Origin of the sequence: Paraburkholderia sp. BR10882, assembly GCF_040948855.1 — a bacterium.
GTDB lineage: Bacteria > Pseudomonadota > Gammaproteobacteria > Burkholderiales > Burkholderiaceae > Paraburkholderia > Paraburkholderia nodosa_A.
In genome coordinates, this window is record NZ_JBFPKP010000020.1 from 112,902 (window position 1) to 129,083 (window position 16,182).

General features: G+C 56.9%; 11 protein-coding genes and 4 pseudogenes. 12 read left to right on the forward strand and 3 right to left on the reverse strand.

The annotated features are described in order from the left end of the window. Window positions 1-91 precede the first annotated feature (91 nt). The 12 genes and pseudogenes from AB3X99_RS33785 to AB3X99_RS33840 all read left to right on the forward strand — a co-directional run bounded on the left by AB3X99_RS33785 (window position 92) and on the right by AB3X99_RS33840 (window position 12,305). Window positions 92-1,128, forward strand: a pseudogene (locus AB3X99_RS33785) (IS110 family transposase). Window positions 1,129-1,595: 467 nt separating this feature from the next. Next, on the forward strand, window positions 1,596-1,823 hold the full coding sequence (locus AB3X99_RS33790; protein WP_368619445.1) for a hypothetical protein: 228 nt from the start codon (window positions 1,596-1,598) through the stop codon (window positions 1,821-1,823). Between the two features lie 158 nt (window positions 1,824-1,981). Further along, window positions 1,982-2,854: a cytolethal distending toxin subunit B family protein gene (locus tag AB3X99_RS33795; protein ID WP_368619446.1), complete on the forward strand. Its 873-nt coding sequence runs from the start codon at window positions 1,982-1,984 to the stop codon at window positions 2,852-2,854. Between the two features lie 289 nt (window positions 2,855-3,143). Further along, window positions 3,144-3,659 (forward strand): transposase, encoded by a 516-nt coding sequence (locus AB3X99_RS33800; RefSeq protein ID WP_368604244.1) that lies wholly within the window; start codon window positions 3,144-3,146, stop codon window positions 3,657-3,659. Then, complete coding sequence (tnpB, locus tag AB3X99_RS33805; protein ID WP_368619447.1) at window positions 3,635-4,000, forward strand: IS66 family insertion sequence element accessory protein TnpB; 366 nt, start codon at window positions 3,635-3,637, stop codon at window positions 3,998-4,000. The genes AB3X99_RS33800 and tnpB (AB3X99_RS33805) overlap by 25 nt, the downstream gene beginning before the upstream one ends. Window positions 4,001-4,058: 58 nt before the next feature. Continuing rightward, window positions 4,059-4,526 (forward strand): transposase, encoded by a 468-nt coding sequence (locus AB3X99_RS33810; RefSeq protein WP_368619448.1) that lies wholly within the window; start codon window positions 4,059-4,061, stop codon window positions 4,524-4,526. Further along, window positions 4,526-4,879 carry an IS66 family insertion sequence element accessory protein TnpB gene (gene tnpB / locus AB3X99_RS33815; RefSeq protein WP_368619449.1) on the forward strand — a complete coding sequence of 118 codons (354 nt, stop codon included), beginning with the start codon at window positions 4,526-4,528 and terminating at the stop codon, window positions 4,877-4,879. The genes AB3X99_RS33810 and tnpB (AB3X99_RS33815) overlap by 1 nt, the downstream gene beginning before the upstream one ends. Before the next feature lie 90 nt (window positions 4,880-4,969). Further along, window positions 4,970-6,469: pseudogene (locus tag AB3X99_RS33820) on the forward strand (IS66 family transposase); the annotation flags it as partial. Between the two features lie 237 nt (window positions 6,470-6,706). Then, the gene (istA, locus tag AB3X99_RS33825; protein ID WP_368619457.1) at window positions 6,707-8,230 is read left to right on the forward strand and encodes an IS21 family transposase; all 1,524 of its coding nucleotides are present in this window, start codon (window positions 6,707-6,709) and stop codon (window positions 8,228-8,230) included. Window positions 8,231-8,237: 7 nt separating this feature from the next. Then, complete coding sequence (gene istB / locus AB3X99_RS33830; RefSeq protein ID WP_368619450.1) at window positions 8,238-9,026, forward strand: IS21-like element helper ATPase IstB; 789 nt, start codon at window positions 8,238-8,240, stop codon at window positions 9,024-9,026. Between the two features lie 345 nt (window positions 9,027-9,371). Further along, window positions 9,372-10,952, forward strand: coding sequence for an IS66 family transposase (locus AB3X99_RS33835; RefSeq protein WP_368619451.1), 1,581 nt, complete (start codon window positions 9,372-9,374; stop codon window positions 10,950-10,952). Window positions 10,953-11,013: 61 nt separating this feature from the next. After that, window positions 11,014-12,305 (forward strand): annotated as a pseudogene (locus tag AB3X99_RS33840) (IS5 family transposase). A 462-nt stretch (window positions 12,306-12,767) separates the two neighbouring features. Here the strand turns inward: AB3X99_RS33840 and AB3X99_RS33845 are convergent. The 3 genes and pseudogenes from AB3X99_RS33845 to AB3X99_RS33855 form a co-directional block, all read right to left on the reverse strand. After that, a complete protein-coding gene (locus tag AB3X99_RS33845; RefSeq protein WP_368619452.1) occupies window positions 12,768-13,892 on the reverse strand; it encodes a hypothetical protein in 1,125 nt (374 codons plus the stop codon). Window positions 13,893-14,118: 226 nt separating this feature from the next. Then, a pseudogene (locus AB3X99_RS33850) lies at window positions 14,119-14,591 on the reverse strand (IS5/IS1182 family transposase); the annotation flags it as partial. A gap of 15 nt (window positions 14,592-14,606) precedes the next feature. Next, complete coding sequence (locus AB3X99_RS33855) at window positions 14,607-15,560, reverse strand: hypothetical protein (protein ID WP_368619453.1); 954 nt, start codon at window positions 15,558-15,560, stop codon at window positions 14,607-14,609. Window positions 15,561-16,182 lie beyond the last annotated feature (622 nt).

Genomic DNA, 16,182 nt, shown 5'->3' on the forward strand with positions numbered 1-16,182 from the left:
ATTTCAGATGGAATGGGCACCACCCACCCCAACGGCATAGATATGCCAAAGTTGACGTGCGACGTTCAACTGAGAAGTGGAGGTACCCAAAATGGAGATTACCGCTATCGGCGTGGATTTGGCGAAACACGTCTTCCAGATTCACGCGGTTGATGCTCACGGACATACGGTGTTACGCAAACGTCTCAACCGGTCCCAGATGGTACCGTTCTTCACCCGTCTGTGCCCCTGCCTAATCGGTATGGAGGCTGCGGCAGCGCACATTATTGGGCGCGCAGGCTGGCAACGATGGGGCATACCGTAAAGCTGATGGCACCGCACTTCGTCAAACCCTATGTCAAGACGAACAAGAATGACATGAACGACGCGGAAGCGATCTGTGAAGCTGTGCAACGGCCGAATATGCGCTTCGTCGCGGTCAAGTCAGTGGAGCAACAGAGTATTCTGCATCTGCACGTCAGCCGGCAACTGCTGGTCAAGATGCGCACGCAGGTGAGCAATCATCTGCGGGGCCTGCTGGGCGAGTATGGTGTGATCCTCCCGCAGGGCATCTCACATCTTGCCGATATCCCTGCACTTGCCGAAGACGCGACCAACGATCTACCGGGCTTGCTCAGGCAGTTGCTGATGGACATGCTCAACCACGTTCGAGAGATCGATCGCAAGATCGACGTGATTGAAGCTCAGATCCGCCAATGGCACCGGAACAGCGACGCCAGTCAGCGCCTTGCCGAGATTCCCGGTATCGGCCTGCTGACGGCGACCGCACTAGTTGGCCACATCGGCGCCAACGCGCAGGCCTTTACCAGCGGCCGTCATCTGGCAGCCTATCTTGGCCTCGTACCCCGGCAGCATTCCTCGGGTGGCAAGCAGCGTCTGGCTCACATAAGTAAAAGGGGTGACCCGTATTTGCGAACCCTGCTGATCCACGGCGCACGCGCGGTGGTCCGGATGTGCCAGGGAATCCAGCGACGCGGCTCTACGGCGATCGATCCCTGGCTGGAACATTTATTGGCCCGCAAGCATCCTAACCAGGCAGCCGTGGCGCAGGCAAACCGGAATGCGCGCATTGCGTGGGCGTTGCTCGCAGGCAACCGCGTGTACCGCTCGCCAGTTACCGCAACATGAGCAGCGCATCGAATCGTTCGAAGTCCTCTCCTCACACGACGGTTGCACAAGGCAAGCATGCATGATGGCGATATAGGTCAGACCTCGGTGAGTAAAGCCTGATAGTCGGCCCGGGCATCAAGCCCAATGTTCAGATGAGGACCTCACCGGCGCATTCCATCAAGGCCAGGGCGATGCCCAATTAACGGGCCGAATATAAGGATGCAACCGATCTAACCGTCAGAATGCAAGCTCTCCTTGGCAAACGGGTGGTGCCCATATAAGGCCCGACTAACTATGCACGGTTAATTTATGTGCATAGATATGTTGCAGGATATTTGTTTTGATTTTAGAAATTAAAATATTCTTTAGTTACGATATTAAAAAAATAAATTTAATAGGTAATATGAATTGCTCGATGTATTTAGTTATTGTATGCTTTATTCGTGAATTGCATTTTATTTGATAATCAATTTAGGTGAGGAGAAATGGAAAATCGAGAAATCGAAAAAGGTGAGATGCGAGGCGGTGGGGTACACAGTTTTTTTGTTCTTAATCTCACTACAAATTCGTTTCCTGATGGAGCTAAAGTCACTTGGTCAAATAGTGATTCAAAGGTCTCTCTTGATGTTGGCAAACTACCTCCTGGTATTGCTTCTCCGATGAAAGATTTTTTCCGGCATCAGGGAAAAAGGATTATTGGCAGTGGTCTATGAGAGGTCGGAAATATCAACTGAATTGCTATGATTCAGATCGCTATGTTGTCGTCACTATTAGTAGCTATGGTATTGGAGTTATACCTACCGGCACGAGCCCTGACACGTGGGGGTGGTAGTTCCATTGGATTATGTTTATGAGATAAAAGGATTTCAGGATGAAGGTCTGGGCAATTTTTACTTTTCTGATAATCTATTGGGCGAGTAATGCGTTTGCGGCAATTAATGATCGCCGTGTGGTCACCTGGAATCTCCAAGGCGCTAGCGCAAGCACAGAGAGTAAATGGAATGTTAATATTCGCAATGTTTTGCTTGGAAATCAAGTTGGCGGATCGGCACCCAATTCAAGGCGCATAGACGTTATGACGATCCAGGAGGCTGGATCGTTACCCGACTCTATAACGGTTAATCCTCCATTGCCATTGGATGGCCGGCTAGTAAATCCTGATGGGGTTGTTGCGCCTATAAAAGAATATCTCTGGAATTTGGGTACGCGAGCAAGACCAATTAATTATTACGTTTATTTTTCCAGGGTTGATAGTGGAGCTAACCGAGTAAATCTTGCGATTATTAGTAGGGATAGAGCTGATCAAGTACTGTTGCTTAGGCCCAGAGCCTGGTCGGCAGCAAGGCCAATACTGGGAATAAGACTCGGATCGGATTATTATTTTGGAGTTCATTCCCTGTCAAATGGAGGGTCGGATTCCGGAGCAATTGTTGCACGAGTTTGGGAATACTTCAATCAAAATCAAATTGCTGATCAATGGTTGATCAGTGGTGATTTTAATGGTAATCCAGATTCACTGAGAGGTCTTCTCCAGAGAAATTATCCGCAAGAATATAGGAATGTGAATTTTCAGAATCAGGACCGACCAACCCAAAGAAGTGGCGGTAATTTGGATTATGGGGTTGCTGGGCAGATTAATAATCCATCTGGTGGTCCTAATTTTAACTGCAATATGTTTACTCCAACCCTAATGGGTCAATTGGCATCAGATCATTCTCCTGTTTTACTTTGGCCTAAAAAGTAGGTGGCAAGATGAAAAAGAATAGATATTCAATTTTGTTTTTATTTAGTCGAGTCTGAAAAATTCGAAGAGCCCCGTGCAGCAAGGGTTTGGAGCGGAAAGTTGTTGATGGATTTGCAGGATCCTGGCAGATTATGGGTGGTTTCCTGCAAATTCTGTCGAGGTTTGGATGGGTCCGAAGACAGCGCTGAGCGAAGGCGATTTGTTCGTAAGCGATCCATTATCGACGTCTACCCAACAGTACTCTGAGCGGGGAGCATAGGTGTCCACCTACCGTTGAAGGTGGACACCTATGGCCGACAAAGACTCAGAGTTAAAAGTAGTTCGCAAGAGTGCCGACGGCCGTCGGCGCTACGACGAGAAGAGCAAGCGGGTACTGATCGAGGCGGCGTTGCAGCCGGGCGTATCGGTGGCCCGGTTGGCGCAGGAGCACGGAGTCAATGCCAACCTGTTGCGCAAGTGGATCACGAAGTTCTTGATGGAGCGCGAGCAAGGCATCTTGCCAATACAGCACGCCGGTGATGACACCGCCTCGCCGGATGAGGTTGATGGCGTGGCCATCAACCAGTCGGATTCGCGTGAGCTCGTCGCCACCGCTGCTGCACTTGCCGCGTTCGTGCCGGTCGTTTCGATACCGACTGCGCCGGTGCCGACACCGCCGCCTTCGTCCATGGCGCTCGCGCTGCATGTGCGACTGGCCAACGGTGTCGAGCTCGAGATGGGCAAAGCCATCGCGACCATCGACGAACTGACCACCCTGGTCCAGATTCTGGGGAGGATGCCGTGTTCCGGTTCGACGAAAACCTGAAGGTGTACTTGCATCGCGATCCTGTCGATTTCCGCTACGGCATGAACAGCCTCTCGATTCTCGTCGAGCAGGCCATGCATCTGAACCCGATGGATTCCTCTCTTTATATCTTCGGAAACCGCCGTCGTGACAGGGTCAAGATTATCGGCTGGGATGGAAGTGGTTTCTGGTTGATGACAAAACGCCTTGAAACAAGCCGTTTTATCTGGCCCGACAGGAAGACCGAAGTCGTGGCATTAACGTCGGCGTCGCTGCACGCGCTGCTCGATGGCGATGACATCACTGCGATCCGCCGACATCCACGGGAGGAATATCGTAAGCGCGAATTTCCGCCCACCTAGCGTTCAAGGTTGAGAAGGTCCACGATTGCGTCCGCAACCCAACTTGCGGACGCAATCCATGATTGACGATGATTTGACGTTTTTGCCCTTGCGGGTGACACGCGTTGGTGTCGGCGGCAAGCGCAGTTTCGACCCAATGGGCAAGCAACGACTGGTCGATGCCTGCCTGCAACCGGGCGCGTCGCTGTCTGGGCTGGCCCTGAAGGCCGGGGTGAATGCCAACCAGTTGCGCAAATGGGTTCAGCTGCGCGAACAGTCAAATGCGCCTGTGAAGGACGACGGCATGGCCATGCCGTCGTCGGCTTTCGTACCGGTGGTTGCGATTGGTGACCCGGCTTCGGCGATGGCTTTGCCACCCGCGAGGCGACCTATATCGGAACCGGAGTCCACGCGTTTGTCGCCACGAGTGGCATCGGTGGCGAGGCTGTCGGCCCACCTGCCCAACGGCGTGAAGCTGGAGCTAGAGTGTTCGGGGCACGATGCAGCACTCGTGACTGCAATGATTGCCGCACTCGGAGTGCGCTGATGTTCCGGTTCGAGGCAGACCTGAGGGTCTTCCTGCATCGGGAGCCGATCGATTTCCGGGCCGGTATCAATAGCCTGGTGACGCTGGTCGAGCAGTCCATGCAACTCGACCCGTTTGCACGAGCCGTATTTGCCTTCCACAACCGCAAACGCAACCGCGTCAAGTTGCTGTTCTACGACCGCACCGGCTTCTGGCTGATGTTGCGGCGCCTCGAGGAAGATCACTTTGTCTGGCCACACCGGCAACAGGCGGTGATCGAGTTGACGTCCGAACAGCTTCACTGGCTGCTCGATGGCATCGACATTGATGCAATGCGCCGCCATCCGGCACGACGCTACCGTCACGCGAGCTGAGCGTCGGGCGTTGCCGGTAAACAACGCATGGCCAGGCCGTTACAAATTCCCGTAAACCCACAGTCGGCAGCACTCCGCTATCCTGGGAGCATGGACGAAGACGACTTCTCCCGATTGCCGCCGGCCGCCCAGGCCTATATCCGTGACCTCGAGGCACGCAACCGCCAGTTGGGCGAACGGATTGCCCAACTGGAGGAGCAGTTTCGTCTGGCGCAAAGCAAACGCTTCGCCCCGAGCAGCGAGAAACTCAAGGACCGCGTCTTCGACGAAGCCGAACAGATAGCCACCGCCGAACCCGACGACGACGCCGGCGGTACCGACGACACGTTCACGCTGCCCGATACTGGCCTGCCACAGGTACCCGGGCCGGTAAGGAACAAACGCGGACGCAAGCCGCTGCCGGCGGACCTGCCACGTCAGCGCATCGAATACGACCTGCCCGCGGATCAGAAGGTTTGTCCTTGCTGCGCCCACGCGCTCCATCGCATGGGCGAAGAGGTCAGCGAACAGTTGCATATCGAGGCAAAGGCATCGGTGCTGCAGCATGTGCGATTCAAGTACGCATGCCGCCACTGCGAACGCAACGCCGAACGCACGCCGGTCATCACCGCATCGATGCCTGCGCAGCCGTTGCCGGGTAGCAATGCGAGTGCGGCGATGATCGCCACCGTCACGGCGGGCAAGTACGTCGACGGCACGCCGCTGTACCGCATGGCCCACGCGCTGGCCCGCGCTGACATCGAAATCGGGCGCGGTACGCTGGCGAACTGGATCATCCGGCCCGCTGAACTGCACTACAGCCGGCTATATGAGGCGCTGCGCAGGACGCTGCTGTCGCAGCCGTTGATTCATGGCGATGAGACAACGGTGCAGGTGCTCAAGGAGCCCGGCAAGCTTGCGCAGAGCACGTCGTACATGTGGGTGTACCGCAGTGGCGAAGACTGTCCGGAGCCGGTCGTGCTGTTCGACTACCAGCCGGGTCGCGCACAGGAATATCCCCGTGCGTTCCTCGACGGCTATGAAGGTCTGCTGATGACCGACGGGTATGCCGCCTGGCGGACGCTCGAAGGCCCGACGCACTTCGGCTGCCTGGCTCATGCCCGCCGTGGCTTCGTCGACGCGCTCAAGGGCATGAAGAAACCCGGCGGCCGTGCCGCGCAGGCACTGGAGTACTTCAAGGCGCTGTATCAAGTCGAGACGCTGGCCAAAGCCGATTTGCCCGAAGGCGAGACGCGCGTCGACCACACGTACCGGCTGCGTCAGCAGCACAGCGTACCGCTGCTTGCCTCCTTCAGGGCGTGGCTCGACGAACAGGCCCCGCAGATCCTGCCCGAGAGCCTGCTCGGCAAGGCAATCTCATATACACGCAACCAGTGGACGTACCTCAGCAGGTACGCGAACGATGGGCGGGCCCCAGTCGACAACAATGTCATCGAGCGCGACATCAGGCCATTCTGCACTGGCAGATCCTCATGGCTGTTCAGTGACACGGTTGCCGGAGCAAAAGCGAGCGCCATGGTCTACAGCCTGATGCTCACGTGTCGCGCCTGCAACGTCGAACCCTACGCATATCTCGTGCATGTGCTGTCAGCGGGCGGCGTTATAGAGCCAATTCGAGGGCGGCGTAATCGGGCCACCTGATGGGCGGCGCAATAGAGCCAGTCCAGGGGCGGCGTAATCGAGCCACCGCATGGGCGGCGTAAAGGCGCCACCCAGCGGGCGGCGTGCAGAAGCCAGCGGTAGTGGGCACAAGCGCAATTCGAACTTTCCAAGTCGGTACGCTCCGTTCATTTGAACGGAGCGCCTATGGCCAACAGGAGGTTCGAGTTGTTTGAGTATCGTCACATCCTTGTGCGCATGCGACGCGGTGATTCCGACCGCGACATCGCGCGGCGACGCCTGATGGGCCGAGCCAAGCTTGCAGCCCTACGGCAGGAAGCCCAGTCGCGAGGCTGGCTCGATCCGGCGCAGCCCATGCCGGAAGACGCCGAGATCGCAAGCGTCCTCAGCGGCGTTCCAAGACAGGTGGCACGCAGTTGCGTCTCCACGGTGGAGCCGTACCGCGATCAGGTTCGCGAGTGGCTCGACGCTGGCGTCCAGGGCACCACAATCCACGCAGCCCTTCAGCGCAATCACGGCTATACCGGCAGTTACGACGCCGTGAAGCGCATGCTGCGCCGCCTGGCGGCCGAACGCGTCGTCAAGGCGACGACAATCCTCGAGTTCGCGCCCGCCGAAGCCGCCCAGGTTGATTTCGGCGCCGGCCCCGTACTCACGCACGAGTCCGGTATCCCGCTCAAGACGTGGATCTTCGTCATGACCCTGTGCTGGTCCCGGCATCAGTATGCCGAGGTTGTACTGGACCAGACCGTCGAGACGTGGCTGGCCTGTCATCGCCGCGCCTTCGAATGGTTCGGGGGCTGTCCTTCCCGGGTGACGATCGACAACGCCAAGTGCGCAATCATCCGGCACTGCATGCATAGCCCCGAAGTCCAGCGCTCCTATGCGGGGCTCGCCGAAGCATATGGTTTCCGCATCGATCCATGTCCGCCGCACGACCCAGCCAAGAAGGGAATCGTTGAATCCGGAGTCAAGTACGTCAAGAAGTCCTTCGTACCACTACGCGAGTTCCGCGATCTGGCCGACGCGAACCGTCAGTTGCGCGAGTGGATCCTGCAGCAGGCCGGCGTGCGCGATCACGGCACCACGCACGAGCAACCGCTCGCGCGCTTTGCGATCGAGCGGCCGCTGCTCATGCGCCTGCCCGATGTGCCACCCGTACTGGCCGTGTGGTCCGAGGTCAAGGTGCATACGGACGGGCACGTTGTCTACAAGAAGGCGCTGTACTCAGTGCCCTTCACGCTGGTCGGCAAGCAGCTATGGCTCAAGGCCACCGACACGGTCGTGCAGGCGTTCCACCGGCACGAGCTCGTCGCCACCCATCCACGGCTGCGCAAGCCGGGGGACCGCCACACCGTGCGCGACCACCAGCCGCCCGAGGCACAGGCCTGGCTTGAGCACGATCCCCAGTGGTGCCTCGCGCGTGCGAAGGATATCGGGCCTGCATGCCATGCCGTCATCCTCGCGATGTTCAACAACACGGTGCTGGAGAACCTGCGCGGCGCACAGGGCATCGTGCGCCTGCGCGAGAAGGTTGGCGATGCGCGCCTGAACGCCGCATGCGAGCGGGCACTCGCGTTCTCCAGTCCCCAGTATCGCACCATCAAGACGATCCTCGACAAGGGGCTCGACAGCGAGGCTGCGGCGCCATCCACAACAACGGCGCCCACCGACACCTACCTGAACGGTGGCCGCTTCGGCCGCGACCTTCAATCCCTTCTGATCCATTGAGCCAGACATGAATCCGAGTCCCGAACTGAACCCCATCCTCAAGCAGCTGCGCCTCTCGGGCATCCTCGACTCGCTCGAGCAGCGAAACCGCGAAGCCATTGACGGGCAGCTTGCCTACACCGAGTTCCTCGCGATGCTGCTGCATGACGAGATCGCGCGGCGCGACACGAAGAAGCTGGGCGTTCGACTTGCCCGTGCCGGCTTCGCAATGGGCAAGACGCTCGAGACGTTCAACTTCGATCTGGTGCCCAAGCTCAACCGGACCTATATCCACGATCTCGCTACCGGCCGCTACATCGACGAGAAGGTCTGTGTCCTGCTGGTCGGCGGAACAGGCGTCGGCAAGTCACATCTGGCGCAGGCACTGGGCCACTGCGCGGCCCGGCAAGGGCGCGACGTGCTGTTCATCTCTCAGACGGATCTGCTCAAGAAGCTGCACGCGGCCCGCGCCACAGGCCTGTACGAGCGCAAATTCCAGCAGTTCGTACGTGTGCCGCTGCTCATCATCGACGACTTCGCCGTCAAACCGCTGCACCCACCCCACGACGAAGACTTCCACGACCTGATCGCCGCCAGATACGAGCGCGCGGCTTCGATCGTCACGTCAAATTTAGATCTGAGTGAATGGGGCGATGCGTTCCCCGACAACCGCATCCTGGGTGCCGCGACGCTGGACCGGCTGCGCCACGGCGCCTATCGCGTCGTGATCGAGGGCGAGAGCTTCCGCAAGCCCAAACCAATGCCAGGAGGCAGTGAAAACGCAGTTGCCAAATCGGGCAAAAAACCGCATTCTTGAGCCCGTTCGAATCTGCGCTTTACCCCCGTTTCTGCTGGCTCCATTACGCCGCCCATCCCCGGCTCGATTACGCCGCCCCGTGACATGTGCTGACCGAATTGCCCCAGCGCTCGCCGCATGCCGATGTCACCGACCTGTTGCCCTTCAACTTCGCCAAGCTCACGGCCGCCGCACGTAAACCTGCTTGATCCAGCCGCATTGACGCAAACTTCATCGATTGACCTGTTGCCGTGAGACATGATCGCCCAGCCCGCAGGTATATCAATTCCGTGTGCTGAATTGCGCGCTTACGGAATATCTGCGCGTGAGCTGAACATGGGCAGGGCATGCGTGGTCTAATCTGGCATGCCCGCCCAGATCACGATCTCTGCCGAGGAACTCAATGCGTTACTCGCCATGCGCGAGGCGTATGCCACCCTTGAGCGCGAGCACGAAGAAACCCGCAGCATGCTGCGTCTGGTGAGCGCGGAGCGCGACCTGGCCGAGGAACGGCTGCGTGCCTACCGGCGTGAGCTGTTTGGCGCAAAGAGCGAAGTACGGGACTCGGAACAGTTCGGGCTGTTCAACGAAGCTGAGGCGCTTGGCGCGAATGCGGCACCCGCCCAGGAAGATACACTCGAAACGAAGGTCGGTGCGCATATACGTAAAAAGCGCGGCCACCGCAAGCCGCTTGACCCCAGTCTGCCCCGCGAGATCCGGCGGCACGAGCTCCCGGAAGCCGAGCGTTTCTGCAGCAACGACGGCCATGCACTGGTCGAGTTCGGCGTGGAAATCAGCGAACAACTCGACGTGATTCCCGAGCAGTTGCGCGTGATCCAGCACCAGCGCGTCAAGTATGCCTGCCCGTGCTGTGATCTGGGTATCAAGGTCACGCCGGCGCTGCCGCGCATCATCCCACGAGGACTACTGACCGAATCAGCGCTTGCCTGGATCGCGACGGGAAAATTCCAGTTTGGCATGCCGTTGTATCGCCAGGCTGGCCTGCTTCGCCGCTTCGGAGGCGATATCTCGTCGAACACGATCGCTGCCAGCATGGTCAAGGTCGGCCTCGCAACGCAGCCCGTGATCAACCTGATGCGCGACGCGCTGCTTGAGGCAACGGTGATCCTCACAGACGAGACGACCTTCCAGGTGCTCAAGGAGAAAGGGCGCAAGCCACAGACGAAGAGTTACCTGTGGTGTCAGATGACAGGCACTGGAATCCCGATCTGTTGCTATGCCTATACGCCGGGTCGTGGGGCAAAGCTGGCCGACAAGCTGTTCGCCGGCGTGCAGGAAGGCGCTGCGCTGATGACCGATGGCTACGAGGCTTATAACGGTATCGCCGAGCGGTACAAGCTCGTGCACCTTGGTTGCCTCGTTCACGCGAGACGTTACTTCGTCAAGGCAGAGGAAAATGTTCCCAAGGCAGCACGTACGCCAGATCTGCTCGCAACACGCTTCATCAAACTGTTTGGCAAGTTGTTTGCCGCCGAGGCACGCAGTAAAACGTGGAATGCAGGGCGGCGTCAGCGCCTGCGGCAACGCTATAGCGCCCGCGTACTCCAGGTCATCAAGGATCTCATGATCGAGCAGTCTCCGGGAGTGCTGCCCCAGAGCCTGCTCGGCAGGGCACTGAGCTATCTACGTGAGCAGTGGCCGAAGCTTGTGCGTTACCTCGAGAACGGCGACTGGCCGGCATCGAACAATTTCTGTGAAAATTCCATTCGCCCGTTTGTCGTTGCACGCAAGGGCTTCCTGTTCGCAGATACGGCTGCCGGGGCACATGCCAGCGCAAATCTCTTTAGTCTCGTTGAAACATGCAAGGCCAACGGTATCGATCCATACCGTTACCTGGCCTGGCTGTTCGAGCGCTTGCCTCTGGCAAAGACCGCCGACGACTACGAGGCGCTCGTGCCTTGGCGGATGCCGTCCCCCCGGAACTGATTCGCAGCATATCCACTCCACAAATCAACGCGCCTGTCCACCACTCAGAGGGACGGCGATAATGGATCGCTTACATTTGTTCCGGCATCCTCTGCGCGAGCAGATCAACCTGAAGCATCCGCTGGTGCGTCTGGCCGATCTGATCAACTGGGATGGATTGAATGCGTCGATGAGCGCGAGCTTCGTCTCACGCAAAGGTCGGCCGGCCACATCACCGAGGCTGATTGCTGGTTTGTTGTATCTCCAGCATGCGTTCGATCTGTCGGACGAGGAAGTGGTCTGGCAATGGGTGGAGAATCCTTATTGGCAGGTCTTCACTGGTGAAACGTTTTTGCAGACTGAGCCACCGATTGATCCGTCGAGCCTGACGCGTTGGCGTAAGCGCCTTGGTGAAGCCGGAGTTGAGGAGTTGCTAGCCGAGACGATCGAAGCAGCGAAGCGCGCGGGCGTGATCAAGGCCTCAAGCGCGAAGCGCGTAATTGTCGATACGACGGTCATGCAAAAGGCGATCGCTCATCCAACCGATTCGCGCCTGCTCGAGCGGTGTCGCGAACATCTGGTGAAGGCAGCGGCACGGCACGGATTGAAGCTGCGGCAGAACTACAATCGCGAGGCGCCGCACCTGGCGCGTCAAATTGGCCGCTACGCGCATGCGAAGCAGTACAAGCGCATGAAGAAGGCGCTTCGCGCGTTGGGCGGGTAATGCGTGATGTGGAGCGACAGCTGGATTCAGTCGCCGACACTGGGCGCATCGCGCTGCAGGAGTTGATCGGTCGCACGAGGCGGGTCCTGTCACAAAAGCAGAAGGACAAAAACAAGCTGTACGCACTGCATGCGCCAGAAGTCGAAGGTTTGGCGAAAGGCAAGGCTCGCACTCCCTACGAATTCGGTGTGAAAGTGTCGATCACGACGACACACAAGGAAGGGCTTGTGGTTGGCGCCCGCTCGATGCCGGGTAACCCATACGACGGTCACACGCTGGCTGAAGCGTTGGAGCAGGCGGCGATCCTGAGCGATGTGAAGCCCGAAGTCGCCATCGTGGATCGCGGTTACAAGGGTGTCGCTGTCGAGGGAGTGAAGATCTATCACCCGGGATTACGGCGCGGTATCACGCGCCGGCTGCGCGCAATGATCCGACGACGAAGTGCAATCGAGCCTGCCATTGGTCACATGAAGACGGACGGCAAACTCGATCGAAACTGGCTCAAAGGCGCGCTCGGTGATGCGATTCACGCTGTGCTGTGTGGTGCCGGCCACAACCTGCGCATGATCCTCAGAAAGCTGCGGATTTTTTGCGCCCTTGTTCTGTTCGCTTTGCTCAGCCGCTCGACCAGTGTCGTCTTCGAGGCATGAGGGCTAGCGCCGCGCAAAACGAATTATTCAGGCCGGACTCATTAACGGGCTTTCAGGCCCATGATGGTTATCAGGCTGCATGACCGCCGTCCGTGGCGAGCAGAAAGATACAAGATGGGCACACCGGGCGATGATTCGAAACTTGCCCGCTGCTCTACCTGAATCGCTCAAGGCATCGAGCATGCAAGTTGGTGAATCGCGCCGCCAGATTGTACGCTCAGGAAAAACTCCGGCAGTGCGAATGTCTGCCGCCTGATGCGGCGAATGGATCAGTTGCAGCGGACCGGCAATTGCCAAAGGAACGCACGCCGACCACGACTGGATGAGCGTTCTTGGGCTACCATTACAGGCGTAGCAGCAACCTCGACCGCTGCCGGTAGTTTTTCGCCGCGATCTTGCGCGGAGCACGCGTCTTTTTCTCGAGCGCTGCGCCTTTACGTGCTCGCACACCGTTTGCCGACGCTATACGTCATCACAACTATCACTGTCCGTCGCGTAGGGCTCACAAATTAGCCCCGGATCCGTATTTTTCGCTTCGTCATTTGTACCAGACAAGAGACGTTCAATTAGGTTTTCCGCTCTAATCAGCGCCATCGATGGGTTGCAATGTAGCATCTCCGGCGCGAGAACCTGAATTTCGTCGTGGTAGAGCATGCCAGCGCGCCTCCCCGAACGCTGCAAAACAAACTGTTTATCCCCAGCACTGAATATGCCACCATCTTTTTCCGCCTCGCGCTCAATCGCATGACACACCCCACATGGAACATACCTTCCTGAGAAAGGAACGATTATCGACATATTCCCTTTTATTCGGAGCCACTCTAGGGAGGAATGGTAATAAAAATCCTTGGACGACGCAAAAAGAGATGCTATATTCTGCTCGGCATGTCGCGCAACGGAAATATCAGCAGGTACATTGTCTATTATTTCCCCATAATCTTCTTGATGAACGGCGATTATATCTTTATATAGCCGGTTTTTTCCAGCTGCATCTTGAATAACATTATAAATCGTTGTTAATGAAGCGTCCGCCTGCAACGCAATCTCATCTTTCGACAACTGCCATTCAACTTTTGGAAATTCCTCTCTCATTATTTCGCCGTGCATCTTATTCCGTAATCGATCGAGACCACCGCTTCCTTGCAGAAAGTTACGCTGCAAATGGCGTTGATATCTTTTTGCACGTTCTCCGTTCTTAGAATCTCCAACCTTCCAGCTTGGCTTGAATTCCGGTCGCTGCGACCTACTCAATGCCTCTAGAATTTTATCGGCATGAAAATTTGAAGAAATATAAATCTTTCCAGCCATTATCGACAATTGGATTTCTTTCGGTTTTAATTTCGCTTCCCTCATTGCTGCGTATACAACGCCTGCAATATGACGCAACGCTTGGCAAATTCTATTGTAGCCAAGATAACTTTTTGATTTCGAACCGGCTATTGCTGAAGGTGGCTTCTGCACATTTGCCAAATCCCGCTCCGACGCGTAAAAGGCTGGCGGTGCGAACGTTATCGCATGTGGATGCGGGCAACAGCGTAAATAGGAGTGCGTACCTTGATGTTGAGATGCTTCCTCCGGATGACTCATGGGTGTTTCAATCGATTGCCTATCGTTTCCCTCATCTGTCCGTGCATCGTTGCTAACTTCATTAGATTCACCCGAACCAGTGGGAATAAGTCGAAGATCGCGCGATATTCGCATAGCCTATAGCTCCGATTAGATGATCTATGAGCGACTGAAAAGGCGGTTTGCTCGGTAGTGGTGCAATTCAGATGCGCTGGTCTGTTACGCTCAAGTTTTGACGGGCACGAGCACGATTGGCGCGGCAACTCGCCACGAAGCCCGCGGTGTCGTAGGTCTTGTCGGCACCAACCGTAATGGAGACGCTGGCAACCTGTGATGCGTCCGCAACTTTTGCGACCGCAGCGTCGCGTTCGGCCATACCGCAAGCCTGCGTCACCTGCGCGTTCATCACCCAGACCATGTCGGTTATCCGCGAGCAGGTGCCCGATGTAGCAAATCAGCGCACCGGTGCGCTGGCTCTTGCGAAACAGCTCCGCCTGGCTGTCCGTGCTCGATTCGTGCGTCTCGTTGCTACGCTTCTCGCCGTGCCAGTTTTCGCTCTCACGCGCACCGCCATCCGACTTGTTCTTGCGCGCGAAGCTCTTGTGCCCCGGCCCACGCCTGAATCAGCGTGCCATCCACGCTGAAATGTTCGCCCGACAGATACCCTTGCGCATGCGCCGCTTCAACCGCCTCGTTGAACATCCCCACGATGACGTCGTGCGAATTCCGGCGACGTCAAGGTGTGCTTGCTTGACTGTCAAACAGTTCCACGAAGAGATCGGTTGCAGCGCCCGCTCCCAGCAGATGGGCAGCATCCTGTGTAGCTGGGTTGTCAAGAACACCTCTTAAATCCTGCCCCAGATACTTAAGCGCGCCCTCCGCGACTTCCACTGCGCTGTGATGTCCTATTCCGACCAGCATTGCGCAAGCTCCGGCGAGCCGAGCTCGGCGCTCAGCTTGCTCCTCTGTACTAAAAAGAGCCATCGGTCGACCGGGATCAACGCCTGCGTCGGCCACCCTGAGGGCAGCACAATAGATGTCATCGGCACGTTTCCCTCTTAGCATATCCCACACCATCAATATTTCTCCCGGCGCACCTGACATGTGAGCAACGAAAGGCTCGTGCGTAGCCCACAACCGAGTGGTCACAATTTCCATCGGTCTCCAGATGATTTGAGGAATTCTCAAACGGTCCGTAACGCCAAGCTTTTCATCGATTTCGTCGCCGAGGTTATAGAGACCTTTTCTCGGAAGGGGTTCACGCGTCCTTCTTCTTTCGTCCTTTTTTGAAGGCCCGACGACATTTGTGCCCGCTGAAAGCTTTGCCACTTTCTCGAGAATATCATCAGATAGCGGGGACAAGTCTTCCGCTGCTAGTGCCGCTGAGAACTCACTCACGAAAGCTTGTTTCTCTTCCGAAGACAGCGAAAAGGAACGGCTCGCTTTCTTTGCATCAGCGTGAAGGGCTCCTATGTCTCCCATGAGCGAGATAAAGGCTGTCCGGTCTATTGCTGTGGCACAGCTTGCTTCAGATTCTGCGTCCTCACTCAATCGTCCAAGAATCGACGCTAGTTCAGAGCTGCTCCTTCCAGCTAGCAATCCTTCGGCGGAAAATAAGCGCTTAGTGACGATCTTTAAGGCTTGCGGGGTAAGTCTATTCGTGGTGTCTAGGAATTTCTTAGCTGCCAACCCAATCTCGGACCGAAGTGATCTACACGGATAGTACAGAACGTTTCTTGCTGCAAATGCCTGTCTTAAGGCCAGACTCCACGTTACCCTACTTCGACGTCCATAATCTACGGGACTATCGAAATGCTTGTTCGCAGCGCCATCCACGAACTGCGCTCCTCCTAAAGCTGGGGCCTCTGACAATGGTGGCAGATCCAATGCGGCCGACAATCTCGTTTTCCCCTCATTGTGCTTGGATGTCGGCTCACTGACATCGGCGGAGCCGGGACGCATAGGGCAAGATAATTGGGGTCGAATTGACTGCATAGTTGCTTCTCCGTCGATTTCAATGATGTCTGGGATAGATACGCTGGGCCAGCGCACATATATACGGCAGTTCTTGTCGCGACGCTGTCACAAATCTATCGAGAGCTCAACTCCTCACGATTGTTGATCGTGGAAGTCAGATTGTGGTATGAGCGAACCCGATCCTGAAGTCACGATCGGACGAGCTCGTGACGTTGCCCGCGAATTTCGTATCCGCTAACCGAGCGTTTATTATGCCGCTTGCTTTCGCTGGGCGGCGTGCCAGTTTTGTTCAAATTGCATCGGACTGACGTAGTTCAACGTCGAGTGCAGACGC

Bases quoted from the DNA above. Each gene is read 5' to 3' on its own strand.
- AB3X99_RS33790 (WP_368619445.1), top strand. From the start codon at position 1,596: ATGGAAAATCGAGAAATCGAAAAAGGTGAGATGCGAGGCGGTGGGGTA.
- AB3X99_RS33795 (WP_368619446.1), top strand. From the start codon at position 1,982: ATGAAGGTCTGGGCAATTTTTACTTTTCTGATAATCTATTGGGCGAGT.
- AB3X99_RS33800 (WP_368604244.1), top strand. From the start codon at position 3,144: ATGGCCGACAAAGACTCAGAGTTAAAAGTAGTTCGCAAGAGTGCCGAC.
- AB3X99_RS33810 (WP_368619448.1), top strand. From the start codon at position 4,059: ATGATTGACGATGATTTGACGTTTTTGCCCTTGCGGGTGACACGCGTT.
- tnpB (WP_368619449.1), top strand. From the start codon at position 4,526: ATGTTCCGGTTCGAGGCAGACCTGAGGGTCTTCCTGCATCGGGAGCCG.
- istB (WP_368619450.1), top strand. From the start codon at position 8,238: ATGAATCCGAGTCCCGAACTGAACCCCATCCTCAAGCAGCTGCGCCTC.
- AB3X99_RS33835 (WP_368619451.1), top strand. From the start codon at position 9,372: ATGCCCGCCCAGATCACGATCTCTGCCGAGGAACTCAATGCGTTACTC.
- AB3X99_RS33845 (WP_368619452.1), bottom strand. From the start codon at position 13,892: ATGAGTCATCCGGAGGAAGCATCTCAACATCAAGGTACGCACTCCTAT.